A 23418-nucleotide genomic window follows, 5' to 3' on the forward strand; every position below is an offset into this window, starting at 1 on the left:
CCGTCGCGTCACGGGGCGGGCGGCGCGACGGTGTCCGTGGTGGCCAGCAGGTACCCCGAGTAGTCCGACAGCACGATGCTGCTGGCGTCGGTCACGGCGACGGGCACCACGAGGTCGCCGGTGCCCTCGGGGTCGTAGGCCTCCGCCACGTTCCCGGTGACGACGTTGTGCGCGCGCAGGGAGTCGCCGACCCGCAGGTAGACCAGCGCGCCGCTGACGCCCTCGATCGTGGTCTCCTGCGTGGTCGAGGTGGTCCACAGCTCGGTGCCCGCGGCGTCGAGCCCGCGCAGCCCGTCGGCGTCGACGGTGACGAGGGTGCCGGTGGTCGGGTCGACGCCGACGTCGGTGAACCCGTCCGCCAGGACCGTGCCGTCGTCGAGGTCGACCAGCGCCTCGGAGGCCTCGCCGGTGCGCAGCCGCACGGTGCCCGGGCCCGGTGACGGCTCGGGGGACGCCGTCACGGCCCCGGCCTCCCAGCCCTGGTCGGCGGTGTCGAGGCTCCAGCGGGCCTCGCCGTCCGCGGTGCGGGCGACGACCTCGTCACCGTCCCGGACGAGCACGGTGCCGCGGTGCTCCCCCAGCACGAGCACGTCGGCCTCCAGGGGGACGGTCTCGCCGGTGTCGGCGTCCAGGACGACGCGGGGCCCGGCCGCGTCCGCCGGCTCGGACCCGCTCGCGGCGAACACCAGCCCCGGACCGGACGGCGGTCCGGGGACGTCGACCGGTCCCCAGACCGGCTCGCCGGTGCGCAGGTCGTAGGCCGTCGCGGTCGTGGACTCCGCCGCGGTGTCGGCCAGGACCGCGAGCGCCCGGCCGGCCGAGGTCGTCGTGACGGCGTGGCCCGTGCTGCTCGCGGGGCGTTCGGCGCTCCACAGCGCCTCGCCGTCGGCCGCGACGGCGGTGAACCGCCGGAGTCCGTCGCGGTCCTCGACGCCCAGGGCGATCCCGTCGGCCGTCTGCGGAGCGGCGTCCCAGCCGGGGTCGACGAGACGCACGGCGTCGACCTGCAGCGGGACGCGCAGAGCGTCGGTGTCGACGGTGGGCGGGGCGTCGACGGCCGTGTCCGGGGTGCGCTCGACCGGTGCCGGTGCGGCGTCGGGCGTCGCGGGGTCGTCGGTGCATCCGGCCAGCACCAGGGCGGCGGTCAGCGGCCCGGCGAGCAGAGCGCCACGGCGGGTCGGGGGCGTCACGAGGTCTCCTCGGTCTCGGGGGCGGCGGCCCGCTGGGCACGGGTCCGGCGGCGCGTCCAGACGACGACCACGACCACGGCGACGACCAGCACGAGGGCGACGTCGAGGACGGGGTGCGCCAGCAGGGCGCCCTGGCCCTGCAGCCAGGCCTGCGTGCCGACGGGCAGGAGCTCGGGCATCCCGACCAGCCCGTTGGTGAACCAGAACAGCACGCCGACCGCGATCAGCAGCAGACCGGTGACGATCGAGGTGGTGTGCAGCTCGCGACCGAGCACCCGCACCGTCCGGCCGCGCAGCACGGACCGGCCGCGCTCGCCGAGCCGGCCCCAGGCCGCGGCGAGGGCGAGCAGCGGCAGGACCATCCCGGCCGCGTAGACGGCGAGCAGCAGCCCGGCACCGACGACGTCGCCCTGCGCGGCGGCGAGGGTGAGCACGGCACCGAGGACGGGCCCGGCGCAGAACCCCGCCACCCCGCCCGCGGCGCCGAGCAGGAACGTCTTGACCCAGCCGGTGCGCGACGCCGAGGACCGCTGGACCGCCCGGGCGCCGGGCAGCACGTGGGCCGGGTCGAAGCCGAGGCCGAGCAGCTGCAGGACGCCGAGCACGACGAGCAGCACGGCGGCCACGGCGACGACGGTCTCGCGGTGCGTGGCGAACAGCGCTCCGACCGCCCCGGCGCCGACGCCGAGCGGCACGAGCACGACGACCAGCCCGGCGTAGAAGACGCCGCCGTGGGCCCACAGCCGCGGGCCGGAGCCGACGGTGGAGGCGAAGAACGCGGGCAGCAGCAGGGCACCGCAGGGGCTCAGCAGCGCCAGCGCTCCCCCGAGGAACGCGGTGAGGAGACCGACGTCCACGTCAGCCCCGGCTCGCGGCGAGAGCGGTATCGAAGGCGTCGCGGAAGACCTGGGTCGGCTGGGCGCCCACGATCGGCCGGCCGCCGATCAGGAAGGCGGGCGTGGAGTAGGCGCCGAGGTCGAGGCCGAGCTGCTCGTTGGCCGCGACGGCGTCGGCGGTGCCGGCCGAGCCCAGGTCGCGGGTGAACTGCTCGACGTCCAGCCCCAGCTCGGCGGCGAGGTCGGTCAGCGCCTGCTCGGAGAGCTCGTCCTCGGAGCGGGTCTCCCCCTCCGGGTACAGGGCCTCGTGGTAGGTCCAGAACTCGTCCTGCAGCGCGGCGGCATAGGAGGCGCGGGCCGCGCGCTCGGAGGCCTCGCCGAAGACGTTGACGTCCCGGTACTCGATGCGCAGGTCGCCGGCCGCGGCGTGCTCGCGCATCTCGGGCAGCGTCTCCTGGCTCCACTGGGCGCAGAACGGGCACTGGTAGTCGGAGAAGACGACGAGCACGACGGGCGCGTCGACCGGGCCGTCCGTGAGGGGGTCGTCCGGGTCGCGGCGCTCGACGGCGGCGGTGTCGACCTCGGCAGGCCCCTGGACGTCGGTCGGGGCGTCGCCCGGGTCGGCGTCCTCCGGCGCGGTCGCCGTCGTGCCCGGGCCGGCACCCGGCGCGGCCGGGGCGTCGCCGTCGGACGACCACGCCACGGCGACGAGCAGAACGAGGGTCAGGACGGCGACGACGACGGCGGGCAGGACCCACGGCCGCGAGGCGGTCGGGGTGCGGGGGTCGGCCACGGGTTCCTCCGGAAAGATTGTTACTACGTGCGGTAGTCGACTATGCACCATAGTCGACTATGGTGCATAGTTACCTCGTGACGCTCGAGACACCACCCCGCACCACGTGGCGCGAGACCGCCGGGCTCGCCGTGCTCGGCCTGCGCGCCTGGACCCCCCGCCAGCGCGTCGTCGCCGTCGTCGCGGCTCTGGCCGTCGGCCTGCTCATCGGGTGGGCGACCGTGCTCATCCCCAATCCGGTCTTCTCCCGCGAGATCCCGCCGGTGTGGTGGAACTACCCCGTGTGGATCCTCACCTCCGTCCTGTCCGGGATGCTCGTGGCGACCTACGTGCGGTCCGCCGCACCGTCCGACGACGAGACCCGGACCAGCCGCCTGGGCATGGCCGGCGGGGTCCTCGCCTGGTTCGCCGTCGGCTGCCCGGTGTGCAACAAGCTGGCGCTGCTGGCCCTCGGCTACAGCGGCGCGATCACCTGGTTCGCGCCGGTCCAGCCGTTCCTCGGCCTGGCCGCGCTCGCGCTGACCGCCGTCGCGCTCGTGTGGCGGCTGCGCGGACAGGTCGCGTGCCCCACGCCGGCGGCCGCACCGACGTCCGCCCCGGAGGGAGCCGCGCGATGACCGCACGGGAGACCGACGAGCCCGCCCGCCTGGGGACCCTGGAGTCCCAGGTCATGGACGTGCTGTGGACCTGCGGAGGCTGCACGATCCGGAACGTCATCGACCGCCTCGACGGCCGGCCCGCCTACACCACGATCGCCACCGTGCTCGGCAACCTGGAGCGCAAGGGCTTCGTCGAGCACGTGCGCGAGGGCCGCTCCGCCCGGTACCTGCCCGCCTCGACCCGGTCCGAGCACGCCGCCGAGGTGATGGAGCACGCGCTCGCCGCCAGCGGCGACCGCGCGGCGTCGATCCTGCACTTCGTCGAGGCGATGCCCGAGAGCGACCGCGCCCTGCTGCGCGACTACCTGGACGGACCGGGCGGCCGGTCCGCCCGGGGAACCCCGTGACCGCGGCCGTTGCCGTCCTGGTCGGTCTCGGCATCGCCCTCGCCGCGCTCGGCGGGCCGTGGCTGGTCCGCCGCGCCGCACCCGCGCTCGTGCGGGCTCCGCTGGTGGCCGCGGTGGCGCTCACCGGCGGGGTGGTGCTCTGGCTGGCCGCCCTGCTCGCCGTCGGACCGATGCTCGCCTGGACCCTCTCCGGGCCGGCCGTGCTGCCCGGGGCCGCGGGCGCCGTCTGCCAGCGGTGCCTGGACGCGGCCGACCCGTTCGCCGGCTCCCCCGTCGACACCGCCGTGCCCGTGGTGCTGCTCCTGGCAGGACCGGCCCTGGTGGCCGCCGTGCTCGCCGCGGTGCTGGGCCGTGAGCTGTGGCACCGGCGGCGGGAGACCGCCCGTACGGCCGCCGCGCTCCGGGCCGTCGGCGTCCCCCGCGTCGTGGCCGGCCACCGGGTGCTGGTCGTGCCCGACGACGCGCCGGCCGCCTTCGCCCTGCCCGCCCGGCACGGCGGCGTCGTCGTGAGCACCGGCGCGCTGGCCTCCCTGGACGACGCCGGGCTCGCCGCCGTGCTCGCCCACGAGGAGGCCCACCTGCGTCAGCGCCACCACCTCGTGGCCGCGCTCACCGCGGCCCTGGCGACCCACCTGCGCTGGGTCCCCGTGGTCGCCGCCGTCGCGGACGCCGTGCCCACCTACCTCGAGATCGCCGCCGACGACGCGGCCCGGCGCCGCGTCGGCACCACGGCGCTCGCCGGCGCCCTGCTCACGCTCGGTGCCGCGGAGCGGTCGAGGGTTCCCGCGGCGGCCGGGGCGCTGCACGCGGCCGGCCCGGACCGGATCCGCCACCTGGTCGCCCCCGGCGCGGGGCGGGCCGGGACGTGGCCCGCCGTCGCCGTCGGGGCCCACCTCGGGGTGCTCGCCGCGGTGTCGCTCGCGGTGCACGTGCCGTACGTGGGCGCCGTGCTGTCGGGGTGCGCCTGACCTACGGCCGCGTCCCGGGTCGCGGACCGGCGACCCGCTCGCAGGCGGCCCGGTCCTCCTGCAGCGCCGCGTGCTGGGCGGCGGTCTCCGCGCCCGCCTCGAGCGGGTCCTGCGGCCCGGCCTGCGCGCCGGGCCATCCCTGCGCGCGCAGGCACGCCGTCACCGTCTCGGCCCACCTCGACTGCGCCGTACGCCGTGCCGCGTGCTGCTCGGCCGGAGCCGCGGCGGACTCGTCCTCCGCCCGATCCTCGGAACCGGCCAGCACGAGCCAGGCCGTGGAGACGCGGTCGTCGAGCCCACGGGGTCGGTCGGCCTCGGACTGCCCGAGCGCTCCGGGCGCGAGACAGGCGCAGGCGGCCAGGACACCGGCCAGGACGACGAGGAACCGCCTCTTCACGACGAATCAGACCTTCGTGATGTTCACCACCAGGGACCCGGTCAACATAGTTGATCCGGGCGCCGAAGTCACCCCTCCAGCAGGGCCATCGCCGCCGCCCGTCCCGGGATGCCGCTGACGCCCCCGCCCCGGCGTGCGCCCGCACCGGCGAGCAGCACCCGCGGGTGCTCGGTGGCCACGCCCCACGTCCCCGGGGCGTCCAGGCCGTCGTCCTCGGCCCAGGGCCACGACAGGTCGCGGTGGAAGATGTGCCCGCCGGGCAGCCCGACGCCGCGCTCCAGGTCCACCGGCGTGCGGGCCTCGAGGCAGGGCTCGCCGTCGGGACCGCGCCACAGCACGTCCTCGACCGGCTCGGCGAGCACGGAGTCCAGGGACCGCAGCGTGGCCGCGAGCGCCGCGTCACGGGCGGCGTCGTGGTCGCCGTCCGAACCGTCCCAGAACAGCCGGGCCGGCATGTGCAGACCGAACAGGGTGAGGGTCTGGGCGCCCGCTGCCTGCAGGTCGGGGCCGAGGATCGAGTCGTCGGTCAGGGAGTGGCAGTAGATCTCGCAGGGCGGGGTGTCGGGGATCCGGCCCGCCGCGGCCTGGGCGTGGGCGGTCTGCAGCTCGTCGAAGGACTCGTGGACGTGGAACGTCCCGCTGAACGCCGCGACGGGGTCGACGTCCTCGCGCAGCCGCGGCAGCCGCCGCAGCAGCATGTTGACCTTGAGCTGGGCACCCTCGGGCGCCGTGGCCGTGGCGCGGCCCGACGGCGTCGCCCCACCGGCGTCCAGCAGCGCGTCCAGCACGGCGGGGGCCGCCCCGCACACCACCGCACCGGCCCGCACCCCGCGGGCGACGCCGTCGTCGTCGGTCCACGTGACCTCGGCGTCGCCGGCGGGCGGCCCCGGGTCGACCGCCGTGACGTCCGCGCCGGTGACGAGGGTGGCCCCGGCGCCGAGCGCCGCGTCGCGCAGCGCCCCGGAGACGGCGCCCATCCCGCCGACGGGCACGTCCCAGTCCCCCGTGCCGCCGCCGATGACGTGGTAGAGGAAGCAGCGGTTCTGGACCAGCGAGGTCTCGTCCAGGTCGGCGAAGGTCCCGATGAGCGCGTCGGTGGCGACCACGCCGCGCACCAGGTCCGCGTCGAACCTCTCGCGCAGCATCTCGCCGAGCGGCTGCTCGACGACGGCGTGCCACAGCGCGTCGTCGCCGGCCCGGGCACGTGCCTCGTCCCGCGAGAGCAGCGGCTCGGTGACCGTGGGAAAGAGCCGGCCCGCGAGCCGCTCCAGCCCGGCGTACAGCTCCTGCCAGCGCGCGTGGTCCCTCCCGGCGCCGACGGCCTCGAACGCGGCGCGGGTGGCGTCGTCGGACCCGGTGTCCACGAGCAGGCCGCGGTCGCCCACCGGCGTGTAGGAGGAGTACCGCCGGCGGGCGAGCCGCAGCGAGAGCCCGAGCTCGTCGACCACCTGCCGCGGCATCAGCGAGACCAGGTAGGAGTACCGCGAGAGCCGTGCGTCCACGCCGCCGAACACCGGGGCGGACACCGACGCCCCGCCCACGTGGTCGAGGCGTTCCAGCAGCAGCACCGACCGGCCCGCCCGGGCCAGGTAGGCGGCCGCCGTCAGACCGTTGTGGCCGCCCCCGACGACCACGACGTCGTAGCGGGCGGCGGTGGCAGGGGTACGCGCGGGTTCCATGCGGGTCATCGTGGCACGGCGGGACGGCCCGCACGGCAGGTAACGTCACCGGCGTGAAGATCCTCGTGCCGAGCAACGTGCCCTTCGACCTGACCCTCGACGTCGAGGGGGTCGACGTCGCGCCGTACGTCATGCGCGACCCGGTCCCCGACGAGCACCTCGACGCCGAGGCGATCGTCACCTGGGCCAGCCCGCAACGGGTCATGGACGACGCCGCGCGGCGCCTGACGCGCCTGCGGTGGGTGCAGACCCTCAACGCCGGGCCCGACCAGGCGCTCGCGACCGGGTTCGCCCCCGAGGTGGTCGTCGCCTCGGGGCGGAGCCTGCACGACGCGACCGTCGCCGAGCACACCCTGGCGCTGCTGCTGGCGTCCGTGCGCCGGATCGACCGCACCCTGGACGCCCAGCGCCGCCACGAGTGGGACCGGGACCTGGGCCGCGAGCAGGCCCGCGACGAGCAGGCGTTCACCCTGCGCGGCGCGCACGTGGTGATCTGGGGCTTCGGGTCCATCGCCGCCCGCCTCGCCCCGCTGCTGGAGGCGCTCGGGGCCCGCGTGTCCGGGGTGGCGTCGTCGGACGGGCAGCGGTACGGCTACCCCGTGGTCGGCCAGGACCGGCTGGCCGAGGTGCTGCCGACGGCGGACGTGCTGGTCTCCCTGCTGCCCGCCACCGCGGCCACCCGCCACGCGCTCGACGCCGACGTCCTGGCGCTCCTGCCCGCCCGCGCCCGGTTCGTCAACGCCGGGCGCGGCGCCACGGTCGACGAGACCGCGCTGGTCGCCGCGCTGCGGTCGGGGTCGATCGCCGGGGCCGCCCTGGACGTCACCGAGACCGAGCCGCTGCCGGCCGACTCGGAGCTGTGGGACGCCCCGGGACTGATCCTCACGCCGCACGTCGCCGGCGGGCGGCCGCAGGGCGCGGCGGCGTTCGTGACCGCCCAGGTGCGGCGCTGGCGCGAGGGCGGGGCGGACGCGCTGGAGAACGTCGTCGCGCGCTGAGCCGCCGTGCGGGTGCCGGGGTCAGGACTCCGTGGTCCGCGACGGGGCGGGCACGCGCCGCTGCCGCCGCGCGCGGCGCTCCTGCAGGAACGTCGCGCCGATCGTCACGGCGAAGAAGATCCCGACCGACCGCAGCCGGTCCTCCACCGACGACGTCGCCAGCACCGCCCCGAGCAGCGTCAGCACGACGGCGAGGTAGAGCGCGAACCAGGCGTGCCGACGCGGGTCGCCGAGGTCGCGGGCCTGCCAGTAGCGGGTCGTGAGGAACGACGCCGCGGTCGGCCCGGCGACGAGGACGAGCGAGCCGATCATCTGGCCGTCGAGCACGGGGTACTCCCTCGCAGGTGGGCAGGTCGGGTGCGTGCCGAGCCTAGGCCATGGTGCCGTCGCCGGAGGACCTCGCCGTCCCCGGGGCGGCGAGGTGCTCGCCGAAGAACGCCACGATCCGCTCCCGGGCCTCGGCGGCGGCCTCGGGCCGGTACTCCGTGGCGACGAACCGCCCCGCGACGACCGCCCAGACCGGCATCTCCTCGCGCGGGTGGTCGTTGAGGAACGAGTGCCCGGCCTCGTCGTAGACGGTGACCTCGTGCGGGACGCCGGCGACCTGCAGAGCGCGCTCGAGACGGGCGGGGTCGTCGCGCAGGCTCGGGTCGCGCGCGCCGTAGCTGCCCACGACCGGGCAGGACCCGGCGAGCAGCTCGTCCGCGTCCTCGGGCACGCCGCCGTAGTTGACGCTCGCCGCCTGGTACCGGCCGCTGCCGGCGAGGAGGACGGCGAACCCGCCCCCGAGGCAGAAGCCGACGACGCCGACGCGGCCGGTGCCGTCGGCGCGGCCGGCGAGCCAGGCCCGGGTCGCCTCCAGCTCGTCGAGCTCCCGGCCCGCCCGGCGCGTCAGCGACCGCACGGCGGACACGACGCACCGCAGGCGCGGCCCCCAGTGCTGCAGGTCGGGCGCGGCGGCGACGAACCCGTGGCCGGCCAGCCACTCGCACTGCCGGCGCACGTCGGTCGTCCGGCCCAGCGCGTCGTGGATCACCACCACCCCCGGCCAGGGACCCTCGCCGTCGGGGACCGCCAGGTACACCGGCAGGGGCCCGCGGCTCGTCGGCACGGTCGTCACGGCCATGACAGGCCCTCCTCGGCCGCCGGTCCCTCCTCGCCGGACGGTTCCCGCAGCAGCCTGGCCAGCACCACCAGGTGGCTGCCGTCGAGCTCACGGGTCGAGGTCACCAGCGTGACCGTCCCCTCCCGCGCCAGGTCACGCAGCTCCGCGAGAGCGTCGGCCGCCGGTCCCGGCGTCTCCAGCTCGGCCCGGTACCGCTCGCCGAACTCCGCCGTCCGGTCGGGGTCGTGGGCGTACCAGCGGCGCAGCTCGGTCGACGGCGCCACGTCCCGCAGCCAGACGCCCACCCGCGGGTCGTCCTTGCGGACCCCGCGCGGCCAGAGCCGGTCGGCCAGCACCCGACGACCGTCGTCGGGCCCGGGCTCGGTGTACACGCGTGCCAGGTGCACGGTCATGCTCCGAGCCTAGGCACGTCGCACGGCGCGCACCCGGCGGTCCCGCGGACCCGACGGCGAGGTCGCTACCAGCGACCGTTCCGTGGACGGGGCTGGCAGCGCGGGCATGTGAACGACGAGCGGTTCATGAACTCGTCGCGGCGCACCGGCGTCGCGCAGCGGGGGCAGGCCTCGCCGAGCCGGCCGTAGACGGCCAGCGAGCGGGAGAAGTATCCGGACTCGCCGTTGACGTTGACGTAGAGTGCGTCGAAGCTCGTGCCGCCCTGGACCAGCGCCTCGGTCATGACCTCCGTGGCGGCGTCGAGCACCCGGTGCACCACGGGTCGCGTCATCGTGTCCGTGGCGCGGGCGAAGTGCACCCGGGCCCGCCACAGGGCCTCGTCGGCGTAGATGTTGCCCACCCCGGAGGTGACGGTCTGGTCCAGCAGCGCGCGCTTGATCCCGGTCCGACGACGGCGCACGCGCTCGACCAGCACGTCCCGGTCGAGCGCGGGGTCGAGCAGGTCGCGGCCGATGTGCGCCACGGGTTCCGGCACGGCGGCCAGGGGGCTGCCGAACCCGCCCGGTGCGCCGTCCGGCGTCGGGACGAGGTCGGCCACGGACAGGTGCCCGAAGGTGCGCTGGTCGACGAAGTCCAGGTAGTGGGCGCCGGAGGGGGCGTCCAGCAGGTGGAGCCGGACCCGCAGGTGGGGGTGCGCCCACTCCCCCGCGACCGCCGGGTCGCGCACCAGCAGCTGGCCGGACATGCCCAGGTGGGCCAGCAGCGCGGCCGCGGGGTCGGCGGGTGCGGCGTCGGCCAGGGGCAGCCACAGGTACTTGCCGCGGCGGGCGGCGCCGGCCAGCCGGCGACCGCGGAGCTGGTCGGCGAACCCCGCCGGGCCGCCGTCGTGGCGTCGCACCGAGTAGTCGCGGAAGACCTCGACGTCCCGCACGACGGCGCCGGTCACCAGCCGGTCGAGGCCGTCACGGACGGTCTCGACCTCGGGGAGCTCAGGCACCGGCGGGCTGCTCCGCGCCGCCGGTGGTGCCCGCGGTGCCGGGCACGGGCAGCGCGACGACGGCGCGGTAGGCCTGCTCCGCGGCGGCCTGCTCGGCGTGCTTCTTCGCGGTGCCCTCGCCGATCCCGACGACCGGCCCGGCCGTGACGTGCGCCGAGAAGCGGCGCGCGTGCTCGGGGCCCTCGCCGGTGACCTCGTAGGCGGGGGCGTCGAACCCGCGCTCGGCCGCGGCCTCCTGCAGGGACGTCTTCCAGTCCAGGCCGGCCCCCAGGTCGGCGGCGGCCTCCATGGTGTCGTCCACGAGCCGGTGCACCAGGTCGCGGGCCGTCTCGAGGCCGTGCGAGAGGTAGGTCGCGCCCAGCAGCGCCTCGACCGTGTCCGACAGGATCGAGTCCTTGTCGAACCCGCGGGTGCGCTTCTCGCCCTTGCCGAGCAGGACGTAGCTGCCGAGCTCGAGCCGACGCGCCACCGCCGCGAGGGACCGCTGCGAGACCGTCGCCGCCCGCATCTTCGCGAGCTCGCCCTCGGGCTTGTCCGGGTGACGCCGGTACAGCGCCTCGGTGACCACCAGGCCGAGCACGGTGTCCCCGAGGAACTCCAGGCGCTCGTTGGTGGGGATGCCGCCGGCCTCGTGCGCGAACGACCGGTGGGTCAGGGCAAGCACGAGAAGCTCGGGGTCCAGGTGGACCCCGAGCTTCTCGAGAAGTGCGGTCGGCTCCGGACGTGATCCGTTGCCGCGCGGGTGCATGTCAGCCCGCGTGCTCGGTGCGCAGCGCCTCGGCGTACTGGCGGTCCTTGTAGGCACCGCAGGTGGGGCACGCGGTGTGGGACAGCTTGTCGCCCTTGCACTTCGGGCACGTCGCGAGCGGCGCTGCGGTGGTCTTCCACTGCGAGCGGCGCGCGCGGGTGTTGCTGCGCGACATCTTGCGCTTGGGAACAGCCACGGTCAGCTCTCTTTCGTCTCGTCGGACACGCTCGACTCCTCGAGCATGGTCTGCAGCGCCGCCCATCGTGGGTCGACGATGTCGTGGTGGTGCTCGGGATCGTCCTCCAGTCGTGCTCCGCACTCGGAGCACAGACCGGGGCAGTCCGGCCGGCACAGCGGTTGAAATGGTAATGCAGTGACCAGCGAATCCCGAACCGTGGGCTCGATGTCCGCCAGGTCGTCGGTCAGCAGGGCCTCGTCCTCGGCCTCCTCGTCACCGGCGTCCTCGGCCGCCTCGGCCCGCTCGGGGTAGACGAACAGCTCCTGGACGCGCACGGTCACCTGCTCGGAGACCTCGTCCAGGCACCGCACGCACTCCCCGACCGCGGTACCGCGCACGACGCCGGAGACCAGCACGCCCTCCATGACGGCCTCGAGGCGCAGCCCGAGCGTCAGGTCGGCGCCCTCGGGCACACCGATGACCGCCGTGCCCAGGTCTGCGGGCGCGGCGACGACGGTCGCGACCTCCCGCATGGTCCCGGGACGCCGCGAGAGCTCGTGCGTGTCGAGCACGAGCGGCGAACGCTTGGCGGTGGTGATGGTGAGGCTCCAGACGACGGCACTCCGAAGGGCGCGGTGTGCAGGTGGGACGGCCCGTCACGGACCAACGATCAAGTCTACGCGATCGTCCCGCACGGGCCAACGGGCCGACGACGTGACGTGCGCAACGACGGCTCCCCCGGCCGGCGGTCAGGCGCTGCGGCGGTCGTCCTCGTCGCCGGCCGGCCACGCGGGGTCCGGCACGGCGTCCCACCGCACCCGGGGCGCTCCGGAGGACGCCTCCAGGCGTTCGGCGAGCCTGGCCCGCCCGGCCTGCACCTGGGAGGTCAGCCGGCCCAGGTCCGCCTCGAAGTCGGCGAGCCGGCCGTCGCAGTACTCGTCGGCGTCGGCGCGCAGCCCGGCAGCCCGGCGCTCCGCCTCGGCGACGATGTCCGCCGCGCGGGACTCCGCCTGCACGACGACCTGCTCGTCCTGCACGAGCTCGATCGCCCGCGCCCGCGCCGTGGCGACGATCTCCTCGGCCCGGCGGTGCGCGTCGGCCAGGGTGCGCTCGGCGTCGGCGAGGACGTCGTCCGCGCGCGCGACCTGGGTGGGCAGGTTCTCGCGCAGCTCGGCCACGAGCCCGAGCGCCTGCTCGCGGTCGACCTTGACGTTCGTCGACAGCGGCGAGGTGCGCGCGTTCTCGACGAGCGCGGCCAGGTCGTCGAGGATCTCGAGCAGCCCGGCGGTGGGGTTCTGGGTGGTGTCGGTCATGTCGCGCTCCTCACGCACGGTGCGCCACGGCGGAGCGCACCGCCTCGGCCGCCGCGGACGGCACGAGGTCGTCGATCGGTCCGCCGTGCCGGGCGATGTCCTTGACCAGCGACGACGCCACGTGGGCGTGCTGCTGCTCGGCCGGCAGGAAGACGGTCTCCACACCGCTCAGGTGGCGGTTCATCAGGGCCATCGGGTGCTCGCCGTCGAAGTCGGCGCCGCCGCGCAGCCCCTTGACCACCGCGAGGGCGCCGACCTCGCGGCAGAAGTCGACCAGCAGGCCGGGCACCACGTCGACCCGGACGTCGGCGGTGTCCGGGTCGGCGGCGACGGCGGCGCGTGCCACCTCCACCCGCTCGTCGGCGGTGAGCAGGGCGTTCTTGGCGGCGTTGCGGGCCACGCCCACCACGACGACGTCGAACAGGCGGTTCGCCCGGCGCACGATGTCGAGGTGCCCGAGCGTGATCGGGTCGAAGGACCCGGGACAGACGGCGATGCTCACGCTGCCCACGGTAGGACGACCGGTCACGATTCGCGGGGATCTTCCTCGGCCTGGCGCGGTTCCGCGTAGTGGACGACCGTGTCGCCGTACCGCTTGGCCGACAGCTCGGTGAGCGCGTCGGGCCAGGTGAACGGAGCGCCGCGGCGGGCCTGCTCGAGGACGACGACGGCGTCCGGCGCCAGCACGCCGGGAGCCGCCAGGTCGGCCAGCACCCGGTTCAGGACCGCGGGGTCGAGGTCGTACGGCGGGTCGATGAGCACGAGGTCGAAGCCGCCGGACGGTGCGCCGTCGGCGGCCAGGCGTGCGGCGGCCCGCTCGGCGGGCTCGGCGAGCACCCGGACCCGGCGGCCGAGACCGAGGTCGGCGGCGTTGCGGCGGGCGACGTCGGCGGCCTGCCGGGCCGCGTCCACGAGCACGACCTCGGCCGCGCCCCGGCTGGCGGCCTCGAGCCCGAGCGCGCCCGACCCGGCGAACAGGTCTAGCACGCGGGCGCCGTCGACGACGCCGAGGTGCTCGAGCCGGGAGAACATCGCCTCCCGGACGCGTTCGCTGGTGGGGCGGGTCCCCGACGGCGGCACGGTCAGCGAGCGCCCGCCGACGGTTCCGGCGACGATCCTGGTCATGGGCGCGAGCCTACTGGGGCGAGCCCCGTCCCGCGGAACCGGTGGTCCGCTCAGGCACGCTCGAGGAACTCCTCCTGCTCGGCGTCGAGCTGGGCCGCGATCGCGGCGGCCAGCGCGGGATGCCGCCCGAGGTCCGGGTCGGCCTCGACGACGCCGGTCGACTCGGTGCGGGCGGAGGCGATGAGGTCGGCGTCCTGCACGACCCGCAGCAGGCGCAGCGAGCTCGCCCGGCCCGACTGCGCGGCGCCCAGCACGTCCCCCTCGGACCGCAGCTCCAGGTCGAGGGTGGCGAGCTCGAAGCCGTCGGTCGTGGCGGCCAGCGCCTCGACCCGCGCCGCCGCCGGGGTACCCGGCCGGGCGGTCGACACGAGCAGGCACAGACCGGCATCGGCGCCGCGCCCGACGCGCCCGCGCAGCTGGTGCAGCTGGGAGATGCCGAAGCGGTCCGCGTCGAACACCACCATCACCGTGGCCTCGGGCACGTCGACGCCGACCTCGACGACCGTCGTGGACACCAGGACGGGCGCGTCCCCCGCGGCGAAGCGCGCCATCGCGGCGTCCTTGTCGGCGGGGGCCATCTGCCCGTGCAGCACGCCGATCTCGACGCCGTCGAGCCGGGCCTCGGCACGCAGCGCCTCGGCGACCTCGAGCACGGCCCGCAGCGAGGCACGGTCGCCGGCGGCCTCGCCGGTACCGCCGGCAGCACCGTCGGAGAGGTCGAGGAACTCCGGGACCTCGTCGAAGTCGCCGGTGTCCCCTCCCCGGCCCGCGGCGCCGTCGTCGTCGGGATGGATCCGCGGGCACACGACGTAGGCGCGCCGGCCGGCGTCGACCTCCTCGCGGACCTTCTCCCACACGCGCTGCATCCAGCGGGGGTTCTCCGCCGGCACGACGTGGGAGGTGATGCCGGAGCGGCCCGCGGGGATCTCGGTGAGCGTGGAGGTCGTCAGGTCGCCGAACACCGTCATCGCCACGGTGCGCGGGATCGGCGTCGCGGTCATGACCAGCAGGTGCGGGGCGACGCGTGCCTTGGCGCGCAGGGCGTCGCGCTGCTCGACGCCGAACCGGTGCTGCTCGTCGACCACCACGAGGCCCAGGTCGGCGAACTGCACCTGGTCGCCCAGCAGCGCGTGCGTGCCGACGACGATCCCGGCCTCGCCGCTCGCGGCATCCAGCAGGGCCTCCTTGCGGGCCGCGGCGTGCAGCGAACCGGTGAGCAGGGCGACGCGGGTGCCGTGCGCCGCGCCGCCGAGCAGCCCGCCCTCGGCCAGCGGGCCCAGCATCGTGCGCAGCGTGCGGGCGTGCTGGGCGGCGAGCACCTCGGTCGGGGCGAGCAGCGCGGCCTGTCCCCCGGCGTCGATGACCTGCAGCATGGCGCGCAGGGCGACCACCGTCTTGCCGGAGCCGACCTCGCCCTGCAGCAGCCGCTGCATCGGGCGGGGCCGCGCGAGCTCGTCGGCGATCTCGGCCCCGACCGCGCGCTGGCCGTCGGTGAGGGTGAAGGGCAGCGCGGCGTCGAAGTCGGCGAGCAGGCCGCCCTCGGCCGCGGCGCGGGGCGGCCGCGCGGTGGCCTCCTGGGCCGCGACCGCGGCGCGGCGCTGGGCGAGCGCCGACTGCAGCACGAACGCCTCCTCGAAGCGGAGCCGGCGGCGCCCGCTCTGCCAGTGCTGCGCCGAGTCCGGCACGTGCACGGCGCGCAGGGCGTCCAGCCGGGTCGGCAGCCCGAGCCGCGCCCGGACCTCGTCGGGCACGGGGTCCGGGACCTCGTCCTCCGTGAGCGGGTCCAGCACCGCGCGCACGGCCTTCTGGATCCGCCAGGTCGGCACCGAGGCCGTGGCCGGGTAGATCGGGATCGGTCGCGACGCCTCCATCATGGCGGCCTCGTCGTCGTCGGCGTCGACCCCCACCAGGACGTAGTCCGGGTGGGTGAGCTGGCGGGTACCGCGGTACTCGGAGACCACCCCGGTGAACAGACCCGAGCGGCCGGGCCGCAGCTTGTCCTCGTGCGGTCGCAGCGCCCCGGGACGCTTGGCGAAGAAGGTCAGGGCCAGCTCGTGGTGGCCGTCGGTCACCCGCGCCTGCAGCAGGGCCCCGCCGCGGCTGCGCATCGGCCGCACCGTGGCGCTGGCGACCCGTGCCATGACCGTGACGTGCTCCCCGAGCTGCAGGCGGTCCATGTCGGTCAGCGTGCCCGGGTCGCCGTACCGGCGCGGGTAGTGGCGCAGCAGGTCGTCGATCGTGACCAGCCCCATCTTCGCCAGCGGGCCGGCCGCGCGCTTGCCCAGCGTGGTGGTCAGCGGCTCGGCCAGCCGCGGGCTCATCGGCCCTCTCCGTCCCGCACGGTCAGCAGCGGCAGGTCGACGACGTCCTCGGCGGGCTCGACACCCAGCCCGATGCGGTCGCCGGGCCGGCCGGTGGCCAGCACGACGACGTCGGCACCCGGGGCGCAGGTGCCGGCGCGGGCGACGACCTCCTCCAGGGCGGAGGCGCCGACGTCGGCGTCGGGCAGCACGGCGACGATGCCGGGGTCGTCCTCGCAGTCGTGGACCAGCCGGGCCACGGCGGTCGCGGCGCTCTGCGACGGCACCCGGTCGGCCCGCAGGCGCCGGTGCGCCGAGCGCACCACGCCCGGGACGTCCAGGGAGCCCTGGTCGGCACCGACGGCGTCGAGGGCGCCGGCCAGGGCGGACACGGCGCTGACGAGATGGACGTCCTGGGGCGCCGGCACGGCGGCGAGCCGGGGCCGTGCCCCGGGTCCCCCGCGGGCGAGGTCGCGGGCGACGAGCTCGGCGACGGCGTCGTCGACGTCGGCCAGCACGTCCGGCGGGGCCAGGACCAGCACGTTCGGGGTCCCGGCCGCCAGCGCCGCCTGCGCCAGGTCCGCCGTCGTCGGAGCCGTGTCGAGGTCGAGCAGCACCGCCGCCCCGCCGGTGGCCAGCTCGGAGGCCAGGGCCGGGGCCGACGTGGTCACCACGACCGCCCAGTCCGTGGGCGGCACCGCGAGGTGGCGGACGTGCACGTGCGAGATGGCTCCGCGCCGGGACCAGCGCCGCGGGACCGCGAGGGCCGCGTCCAGGACCGGGGCGTGCACGTGCGCCTGCCACAGCGAGTCGACGTCGTCGGCGTGCGCCTCGCCCGCGGCGCCGCCGACCACGACCACGGAGTTGCCGACCTGGTCCAGGTCGGCCCGCAGCGCGTCCGCCACGGCGCCGGGGACGAAGCCCTCGGCGTCGGCGGAGCGGTGCAGCACGAACATGAGCTCGACCTCGTCGAGGCTCCCGGGCTCCGGCTCGGTCGCACCCTCGGGCACCACCGGGGCGTCGTGGTCGTCCGGGTCGTGGCCACGGAGGTCCAGGTCGAGCCGGACCGGAGCCGTGCTGCCGGGCACCGGGGACGCGCCGCGCTCCCCGGCGGCCCGCTGGGCGGCAGCCAGCGCGGCCAGCACCAGGACCAGGCCGCAGGCGCCGGCGTCGAGGACCCCGGCCGCGCGCAGCGGTGCCAGCGACCCGACGCTGCGCAGGGCCGCCTCGCGCGCCCCGCGCCGTGCGGCGTCGATGACGCTGAGCCGTCGCGGCGCGCCGAGGGGACCGACCATCCCGCCGGCCTCGGCGTGCCGGGCGGCCGCCGCGGCGGCGTCCGCGGCCGTGAGGATGGTGCCGGGCACGGGATGGGCGACGGCGCGCCGTGCGGAGCGCGCGGCCACGTCGAGCGCGAGGCCGAGCGTGTCCTGCCGGCTCGCGGCGACGGCGAACCCGCGCAGCCACTCGCTGAGGATGATCCCCGAGTTGCCGCGAGCCCCGAGCAGGGCGGCCCGGGCGGCGACCCGCAGGAGCTTCGCGCCGCCGTCGTCCGCGTTCGCGTCGTGGACGGCGCCCGCCGCCTCGCGCAGCGTGAGGTACATGTTGGTGCCGGTGTCACCGTCGGCGACCGGGAAGACGTTGACCCCGTCGAGCTCCGAGCGCGCCACGTCGAGGGCCTCGACGACGGTGTGCGCCCAGGTGCGCACCACGGCGGCGTCCAGGAGCTCGGGCTGATCCACGGTGCCCACCGTAGCGGCCCACCGTCGCGGTGACCCAGGGCACGTCGGCGGTGCATTGAGGGTTGCGGCGGCGATCCGCTATCATCGTGTAGTTGCCTGGACCTCCGGGCACCCCCAAGACCACCGACCTTCACGCCCTGCTGCCCTGGCGCGGGACGTGACACGACGATTCAGGAGACACCGTGGCTGCCAACTGCGACGTCTGCGGCAAGGGCCCGGGCTTCGGGCACAGCGTTTCGCACTCCCACATCCGGACCAAGCGCCGCTGGAACCCGAACATCCAGCGCGTGCGCGCCGTCGTCGCGGGCACCCCCAAGCGCGTGAACGTGTGCACCTCGTGCCTCAAGGCCGGCAAGGTGCAGCGCCAGGCCTGAGCCTGCGCCGTACGGCGACATGATCGACGACGCCCGTCGGGTCCGACCCGGCGGGCGTTGCGTCGTCTCCTGACGACCCTCCCGAGTGCAAAGAGTTCGTGAACTGTTCACCAATACCTCTTGGCGCCCCGGTCGGACCGTGGCAGGCTGAGCCCATGATGGTGGAGACCGACAACGACGTGGTGATCCGATCGGCGAGCACGTCCGACGCCGGTGCGATCGCTCGGGTGCACCTGACCTCCTGGCGCAGCGCCTACGCGCACGTCCTGCCGGCGGACTACCTCGAGTCGCTCGACGTCGGTGAGCGCACCGCCGAGTGGGAGAAGATCCTCCACCAGGGCCGCAGCAGCACGATCGTCGCCGAGGCCGACGGACGCACCCTCGGCTTCGCCAGCTACGGACCGTCCCGCGACGAGGACGCCGAGGACGACTGCCTCGAGCTCTACGCCATCTACCTCGACCCCGAGGCCTGGGGACGCGGCGTCGCCCGCGACCTCATGCGCACGATGCTCGGCGACGTCGGGCCGCGCGCCCGGATCACGCTCTGGGTGCTCTCCGAGAACGAGCGGGCCCACCACTTCTACCGCCGCCACGGGTTCCAGCCCGACGGGATCGAGCGCATGGAGGACATCGCCGACGTCCCCGTCACCGAGCTGCGCTTCGTCCGCGAGCCCGAGCGCTGACCCCGCCAGTGTTGTGGGCATGAAATCTGCAGTCTCGGAACGTTCCGAGACTGCAGATTTCATGCCCACAACGGTGGGTGGCGCGGGGCTCGACGCTGGGGTCGGGCAGGATCAGGGCCGGAAGTGGTCCCAGCCGGTCGCCTCGTGCGGCGGCTCGCCGTCGAGCAGCACCCGCGGCCCGGCCTCCCCGGCGTCCCGGACGTCGCCGATCGGGCGGAAGCCCGCCGGCAACCCCTTCTCGGCCACCTCGGGCGGGAACGTCGCGAGCAGCCCGTGGTCCTCTCCTCCGGACAGCACCCAGGTGCGCGCCCGGTGGGCGCCGTCGGCGTCGTCGGTCGCGACCGCCACGTCGACGGCGGCCGGCACCAGCGCGGTCACGTCCCGCATCAGCACCCCCTCGGCGAGGTCGACGTCGACGCCGCTGGCGCGGGCGAGCCGACCGGCGTCGCGCAGCAGCCCGTCCGAGACGTCGAGCATCGCCGTCGCTCCCGCGCGGGCCGCCGCGGGTCCCGCCGCGAGCGGAGTCTCGGGGCGCAGGAACGCCGTCACGTAGGGGCTGCGGGGGTTCGAGACGCCCGGTGCGCCGTCCGCAGGGCTCCCCGCCCCGCTGGAGAGCAGGTCGAAGCCGGCCGCCGAGGCACCCAGCGTGCCCGCGTGCGCGACGACGTCACCCGGCCGGGCCCCCGACCGCAGCACGGGGGCACGACCGTCGAGGTCGCCGTGGACGGTCACCGACACGACCACCGCGTCGCCGCCCGACAGGTCGCCGCCGACGACGGTCGCCGGCCCGGACGCGTCGGCCAGCCCCCGGGCGAAGTCCGTCACCCACGCCACCGGCAGGTCGGCGGGCATCACCAGGGAGACCACCATCGACGTGGGACGGGCGCCCATGGCCGCGACGTCGGCGAGGTTCTGCACCGCCGCCCGGTGGCCGACGTCGTACCCGCTCGACCACGCGCGCCGGAAATGGCGCCCCTCGACGAGCACGTCGGTGGTCACGACGAAGCGGCCGTCGTCGGCGCGCACCACGGCGGCGTCGTCGCCCGGTCCGACGTCGACGCCCTCACCGGTGGGCAGCAGCGGGAAGATCCGCGCCAGCAGCTCGGTCTCGTCGAGGTCGCGCACGCGCAGGGTGGGGTCGGTCACGACCGCACCCTAACCGTCCGGACGGCGCCGCCGGGCCGGTTACCGTAGGCACGTGCTGGTCCGTCGTCTCGCCGTGCTGCTGTCCCTGCCGTGCCTCGCGCTGCTCGCCGCCTGCACGCCGACCATCGGTGTGGAGGCTGCCCCGGACGCCGACGACCCCGACTGCGCGCCCGTCATGCTGGCCCTGCCGGACGTCGTCGCGGGCGACCTCGAGCGCGCGAAGGTCAACGCCCAGGCGACGGCGGCGTGGGGCGAGCCAGGCGCGGCGGTGACGCTGCGGTGCGGCGTCGAGCAGCCCGGCCCGTCGCCCGACTGCCAGCGGATCGAGACCGCGAACGGGTCGGTGGACTGGATCGTCGAGAGCAACGACACCGGCACGTGGCGGTTCACGACCTACGGACGCAGCCCGGCGATCGAGGTCACGGTGCCGCCGGCGGTCACCACGGACCACTCCACGTCGTTCATCGCGGACCTGACGGGAGCGATCGGTCAGGTCCCGCAGACGCGGCAGTGCACCTGACCTGACGGGGCGCCGGGACTCAGCGCAGGCCGGTGGGCCGCTCGAGGGCGAGCCGGATCAGCTCGTCGACGAGCTCGGGGTAGCTCATCCCGGTGGCCTCCCACATGCGGGGGTACATCGAGAACGGCGTGAACCCGGGCATCGTGTTGATCTCGTTGACGATCACCTGGTGGTCGGGCGTGACGAACACGTCGACGCGGGACAGCCCCTCGGCCTCCACCGCCTCGAAGGTGCGCACCGCGAGCTCGCGGATCTCCTTGACGACCGGCTCGGGCAGGTCGGCCGGGCAGGCCAGCTCCACGTGCGCCTCGTCGAGGTACTTGGCCTCGAAGTCGTAGAACGCGTGCGTGCCGTCGACGACGATCTCGCCGGGCAGCGACGCCCGGGGACGCTCGCCCCCGCGACCGCCGAGGACGGCGCACTCGATCTCGCGACCGTCGATCGCGGCCTCCACGATCACCTTGGGGTCGTGCTCGCGGGCCTCCTCGACGGCGGCCGGCAGGTCGGCCAGGTCGTCGACGCGGGTGATGCCGAGCGAGGACCCGGCGCGGGCGGGCTTGACGAACACCGGCAGGCCCAGAGCCTCGACCCGCGCGACGCACGCCTCGGGGTCGGCCTCCCAGTCCCGCGGCCGGACGACCTCGAACGGACCCACGGGGATGTCGTGGCCGGCGAGCACCAGCTTCATGAAGTGCTTGTCCATACCGACGGCGGAGGCCAGCACGCCGGCCCCGACGTAGCGCACGTCGGCCAGCTCGAGCAGGCCCTGGACGGTGCCGTCCTCGCCGAAGGGACCGTGCAGCAGCGGGAAGACGACGTCGACCTGACCCAGGACGTCCGGCACCTGGCCGGGCTCCAGGGTGCGCAGCGTCCGCTCCCCCGCCGTCAGCGAGAGCACGACCTCGGCACCCTCGTCGGAGGTGACCTCGGGGAGCCGGCCGGCGGTGATCTGCCAGCGCTCGGCGTCGTCCTCGGCGACCACCCAGCGGCCGGCGCGGGTGATGCCGATCGGGACGACGTCGTAGACGTCGCGGTCGATGGCGCCGAGCACCCCGGCGGCGGTGGCGGCGGAGATCGCGTGCTCGCCGGAACGCCCCCCGAACAGGAGGGCGACGCGCGGCTTGCGCGCGGGGGCGGAGGACTGGGTGTCGAGCATCGAGGCGACCCTACCGGACCCGTCCCCCGCTGCGGCACGCGCGCCGTCAGCCGGCCCGCAGCTCCTTGCGCAGGATCTTGCCCGCCGCGGACTTGGGGATCGTCCGCGTGAACTGCACGGCACGGACCTTCTTGTACGGGGCGACCTTGGCCGCCACGTGCTCCATGACCTCCTCGGCCGTGAGCTCGGCGCCCTCGGCGGCCACGACGAACGCCTTGGGGATCTCCTCGCCGTCCTCGTCCGGCACCCCGACGACCGCGGCGTCGGTGATCTGCGGGTGCCCGAGCAGCAGCGCCTCGAGCTCCGCGGGCGGCACCTGGTAGCCCTTGTACTTGATGAGCTCCTTGAGCCGGTCGACGATGTGGAAGACGCCGTCGGCGTCCACGGTGGCGATGTCGCCGGTGTGCAGGAAGCCGTCGGCGTCGAAGGTGTCCCGCGTCGCGGCCTCGTCGCCGAGGTAGCCGACCATGACGTTCGGACCGGCGCAGAGCAGCTCGCCGGGGGCGCTGGTCCCCTCGGCGGGCGGCTCGATCTCCTCGCCGGTGGCCGGGTCGACGATCTTGGCCAGCATGTTCGCCGCGAGCAGCCCGATGGACCCGGGGTCGATGTCGTCCCGGTCGACGGGGACGACGTGGGAGACCGGGGACATCTCGCTCATGCCGTACCCCTGGACGACCCGCGCCTGCGGCAGCCGCTGCCGCACCGCCGCGGCGAGCCGGGCGTCGAACGGCGCGGCCCCGGACATCATGAGACGGACGCTGGACAGGTCCGCCTCGGCGGCGAGGGGGTGCTTGGCGACCGCGAGCGCGATGGGCGGGGCGACGAACAGCACCGTGGCCCGGTGCGCACCGATGACGCCCAGGTACTCCGGCAGGTCGAAGCGGGGCAGGGTGACGAGCGTCGCGCGCTCGAGGACGGCGAAGTTCATCAGGACGGTCATGCCGTAGATGTGGAAGAACGGCAGCACGGCCGGCACCACGTCCTCGCGCCCCAGCGGCAGGTAGGGCCGCGTCTGCAGCACGTTCGCCACCAGGTTGCGGTGCGTGAGCATCACGCCCTTGGGCAGCCCGGTGGTGCCGGACGAGTAGGGCAGCACCGCCAGGTGGGTCGACGGGTCGATGGTCACCTCGGGTGCGGGCGCCCCGGCCGCCAGCAGGTCCCGCAGGCTGGCGTAGCCCTCGGCCCCGTCCAGCACGACGACGGCGTCCCGGTCGAGACCGGCCTGCTCGGCCCCCTCGGCAGCCTGCGGCAGCAGGGCCGAGACCGTGAACAACGCCGTGGCACCGGAGGCGACGAGCTGCTTGCCCACCTCGGCCCCGGAGGCCAGGGCGTTGACGGTGGTGACGGTGACGCCGGCGCGCAGCAGCCCGTGGAAGACGCTGACGAAGGCCGGCACGTTCGGGCTGTGCAGGGCGACGACGTCGCCGACGCCGAGCCCCCGGGCGGCCGCGGCCCCCGCGATCGCGTCGACCTGCGCACACAGCTCCCCGAAGGTCGTCGTGGCGCCGCTCGGGCCGTCGACGACCGCGACACGGTCCAGGTCCTGGTCCTCGAGCGAGGCGAAGAGGAAGTCGTACAGGGTCACGTCGGGGATGTCGACGTCCGGGTGCGGGCTCGAGACGACCACCGTGAGCTCCTTCGTTCCGTGCGGTCCTCGTCGACCGCGCCGGCTCCCACCCTAACCACGCGGACGGACCCGTCGGCGTGGTGAGGACGCGGCCCGACCGACGCCGGGGCCGGTGATGTTTGAATC

General features: G+C 75.6%; 27 protein-coding genes. 7 read left to right on the top strand and 20 right to left on the bottom strand.

Annotation, left to right across the window (positions count from 1 at the left end; translation table 11 throughout):
• Nucleotides 1-8: 8 nt before the first annotated feature.
• From V5O49_RS16445 to V5O49_RS16455, 3 genes are read right to left on the bottom strand one after another with little or no spacing between them, the layout of a single operon-like run.
• Entirely contained in the window at nt 9-1190 is a 1182-nt protein-coding gene (locus V5O49_RS16445) for a hypothetical protein (RefSeq protein ID WP_332903165.1), read from the bottom strand.
• Complete coding sequence (locus V5O49_RS16450; protein WP_332903166.1) at nt 1187-2047, bottom strand: cytochrome c biogenesis CcdA family protein; 861 nt, start codon at nt 2045-2047, stop codon at nt 1187-1189. Before V5O49_RS16450 ends, V5O49_RS16445 begins: the two co-directional genes overlap by 4 nt.
• Nucleotide 2048: 1 nt before the next feature.
• Nucleotides 2049-2819, bottom strand: a complete 771-nt coding sequence (locus tag V5O49_RS16455; protein WP_332903167.1) for a DsbA family protein — start codon at nt 2817-2819, stop codon at nt 2049-2051.
• Nucleotides 2820-2896: 77 nt separating this feature from the next.
• Here V5O49_RS16455 and V5O49_RS16460 point away from each other — a divergent pair, with 77 nt between their 5' ends.
• Genes V5O49_RS16460 through V5O49_RS16470 form a run of 3 tightly spaced genes read left to right on the top strand, consistent with a single transcriptional unit; the run spans nt 2897 to nt 4793 of the window.
• Nucleotides 2897-3436 (top strand): hypothetical protein, encoded by a 540-nt coding sequence (locus V5O49_RS16460; RefSeq protein ID WP_332903168.1) that lies wholly within the window; start codon nt 2897-2899, stop codon nt 3434-3436.
• On the top strand, nt 3433-3825 hold the full coding sequence (locus V5O49_RS16465; protein ID WP_332903169.1) for a BlaI/MecI/CopY family transcriptional regulator: 393 nt from the start codon (nt 3433-3435) through the stop codon (nt 3823-3825). The genes V5O49_RS16460 and V5O49_RS16465 overlap by 4 nt, the downstream gene beginning before the upstream one ends.
• Nucleotides 3822-4793, top strand: coding sequence for a M56 family metallopeptidase (locus V5O49_RS16470; protein ID WP_332903170.1), 972 nt, complete (start codon nt 3822-3824; stop codon nt 4791-4793). Before V5O49_RS16465 ends, V5O49_RS16470 begins: the two co-directional genes overlap by 4 nt.
• Before the next feature lies 1 nt (nt 4794).
• On the opposite strand, the gene V5O49_RS16475 is transcribed toward V5O49_RS16470, so the two are convergent.
• Nucleotides 4795-5190, bottom strand: coding sequence for a hypothetical protein (locus V5O49_RS16475; RefSeq protein WP_332903171.1), 396 nt, complete (start codon nt 5188-5190; stop codon nt 4795-4797).
• A 68-nt stretch (nt 5191-5258) separates the two neighbouring features.
• On the bottom strand, nt 5259-6869 hold the full coding sequence (locus tag V5O49_RS16480; protein ID WP_405001200.1) for a phytoene desaturase family protein: 1611 nt from the start codon (nt 6867-6869) through the stop codon (nt 5259-5261).
• A gap of 53 nt (nt 6870-6922) precedes the next feature.
• On the opposite strand from V5O49_RS16480, the gene V5O49_RS16485 reads away from it, so the two are divergent.
• Nucleotides 6923-7867 (top strand): NAD(P)-dependent oxidoreductase, encoded by a 945-nt coding sequence (locus V5O49_RS16485; protein ID WP_332903173.1) that lies wholly within the window; start codon nt 6923-6925, stop codon nt 7865-7867.
• Nucleotides 7868-7888: 21 nt separating this feature from the next.
• Here V5O49_RS16485 and V5O49_RS16490 read toward each other — a convergent pair whose 3' ends face one another.
• The 12 genes from V5O49_RS16490 to V5O49_RS16545 all read right to left on the bottom strand — a co-directional run bounded on the left by V5O49_RS16490 (nt 7889) and on the right by V5O49_RS16545 (nt 17786).
• On the bottom strand, nt 7889-8194 hold the full coding sequence (locus tag V5O49_RS16490) for a hypothetical protein (protein ID WP_332903174.1): 306 nt from the start codon (nt 8192-8194) through the stop codon (nt 7889-7891).
• A 43-nt stretch (nt 8195-8237) separates the two neighbouring features.
• Nucleotides 8238-8993 carry a dienelactone hydrolase family protein gene (locus V5O49_RS16495; RefSeq protein WP_332903175.1) on the bottom strand — a complete coding sequence of 252 codons (756 nt, stop codon included), beginning with the start codon at nt 8991-8993 and terminating at the stop codon, nt 8238-8240.
• Complete coding sequence (locus V5O49_RS16500) at nt 8984-9385, bottom strand: DUF488 domain-containing protein (protein WP_332903176.1); 402 nt, start codon at nt 9383-9385, stop codon at nt 8984-8986. Before V5O49_RS16500 ends, V5O49_RS16495 begins: the two co-directional genes overlap by 10 nt.
• Before the next feature lie 65 nt (nt 9386-9450).
• Nucleotides 9451-10383: a bifunctional DNA-formamidopyrimidine glycosylase/DNA-(apurinic or apyrimidinic site) lyase gene (gene mutM, locus V5O49_RS16505; protein ID WP_332903177.1), complete on the bottom strand. Its 933-nt coding sequence runs from the start codon at nt 10381-10383 to the stop codon at nt 9451-9453.
• On the bottom strand, nt 10376-11131 hold the full coding sequence (rnc, locus tag V5O49_RS16510) for a ribonuclease III (protein ID WP_332903178.1): 756 nt from the start codon (nt 11129-11131) through the stop codon (nt 10376-10378). The genes mutM and rnc overlap by 8 nt, the downstream gene beginning before the upstream one ends.
• Before the next feature lies 1 nt (nt 11132).
• Nucleotides 11133-11327 (bottom strand): 50S ribosomal protein L32, encoded by a 195-nt coding sequence (rpmF, locus tag V5O49_RS16515; protein ID WP_278234901.1) that lies wholly within the window; start codon nt 11325-11327, stop codon nt 11133-11135.
• A 2-nt stretch (nt 11328-11329) separates the two neighbouring features.
• Entirely contained in the window at nt 11330-11881 is a 552-nt protein-coding gene (locus V5O49_RS16520) for a YceD family protein (RefSeq protein WP_278234902.1), read from the bottom strand.
• 177 nt (nt 11882-12058) lie between these two features.
• On the bottom strand, nt 12059-12622 hold the full coding sequence (locus V5O49_RS16525) for an SPFH domain-containing protein (RefSeq protein ID WP_332903179.1): 564 nt from the start codon (nt 12620-12622) through the stop codon (nt 12059-12061).
• A 10-nt stretch (nt 12623-12632) separates the two neighbouring features.
• Nucleotides 12633-13124: a pantetheine-phosphate adenylyltransferase gene (coaD, locus tag V5O49_RS16530; protein WP_332903180.1), complete on the bottom strand. Its 492-nt coding sequence runs from the start codon at nt 13122-13124 to the stop codon at nt 12633-12635.
• Between the two features lie 23 nt (nt 13125-13147).
• Nucleotides 13148-13747, bottom strand: a complete 600-nt coding sequence (gene rsmD, locus V5O49_RS16535) for a 16S rRNA (guanine(966)-N(2))-methyltransferase RsmD (RefSeq protein WP_278234905.1) — start codon at nt 13745-13747, stop codon at nt 13148-13150.
• A 50-nt stretch (nt 13748-13797) separates the two neighbouring features.
• A complete protein-coding gene (locus V5O49_RS16540) occupies nt 13798-16068 on the bottom strand; it encodes an ATP-dependent DNA helicase RecG (RefSeq protein WP_332903181.1) in 2271 nt (756 codons plus the stop codon).
• Entirely contained in the window at nt 16065-17786 is a 1722-nt protein-coding gene (locus V5O49_RS16545; protein WP_332903182.1) for a DAK2 domain-containing protein, read from the bottom strand. The genes V5O49_RS16540 and V5O49_RS16545 overlap by 4 nt, the downstream gene beginning before the upstream one ends.
• 182 nt (nt 17787-17968) lie before the next feature.
• On the opposite strand from V5O49_RS16545, the gene rpmB reads away from it, so the two are divergent.
• Both rpmB and V5O49_RS16555 read left to right on the top strand, forming a co-directional pair.
• Complete coding sequence (gene rpmB, locus V5O49_RS16550) at nt 17969-18160, top strand: 50S ribosomal protein L28 (protein WP_171247217.1); 192 nt, start codon at nt 17969-17971, stop codon at nt 18158-18160.
• A 155-nt stretch (nt 18161-18315) separates the two neighbouring features.
• The gene (locus V5O49_RS16555; RefSeq protein WP_332903183.1) at nt 18316-18843 is read left to right on the top strand and encodes a GNAT family N-acetyltransferase; all 528 of its coding nucleotides are present in this window, start codon (nt 18316-18318) and stop codon (nt 18841-18843) included.
• 111 nt (nt 18844-18954) lie between these two features.
• On the opposite strand, the gene V5O49_RS16560 is transcribed toward V5O49_RS16555, so the two are convergent.
• Nucleotides 18955-19989 carry a thiamine-phosphate kinase gene (locus V5O49_RS16560; protein WP_332903184.1) on the bottom strand — a complete coding sequence of 345 codons (1035 nt, stop codon included), beginning with the start codon at nt 19987-19989 and terminating at the stop codon, nt 18955-18957.
• A gap of 52 nt (nt 19990-20041) precedes the next feature.
• Here V5O49_RS16560 and V5O49_RS16565 point away from each other — a divergent pair, with 52 nt between their 5' ends.
• Complete coding sequence (locus V5O49_RS16565) at nt 20042-20509, top strand: DUF3515 domain-containing protein (protein ID WP_278234910.1); 468 nt, start codon at nt 20042-20044, stop codon at nt 20507-20509.
• A 19-nt stretch (nt 20510-20528) separates the two neighbouring features.
• On the opposite strand, the gene V5O49_RS16570 is transcribed toward V5O49_RS16565, so the two are convergent.
• The gene (locus tag V5O49_RS16570) at nt 20529-21665 is read right to left on the bottom strand and encodes a D-alanine--D-alanine ligase family protein (protein WP_332903185.1); all 1137 of its coding nucleotides are present in this window, start codon (nt 21663-21665) and stop codon (nt 20529-20531) included.
• Nucleotides 21666-21711: 46 nt separating this feature from the next.
• The gene (locus V5O49_RS16575; RefSeq protein ID WP_332903186.1) at nt 21712-23292 is read right to left on the bottom strand and encodes an AMP-binding protein; all 1581 of its coding nucleotides are present in this window, start codon (nt 23290-23292) and stop codon (nt 21712-21714) included.
• Nucleotides 23293-23418 lie beyond the last annotated feature (126 nt).

The organism is Isoptericola haloaureus (genome assembly GCF_036689775.1).
GTDB classification, from domain to species: Bacteria; Actinomycetota; Actinomycetes; order Actinomycetales; family Cellulomonadaceae; genus Isoptericola; species Isoptericola haloaureus.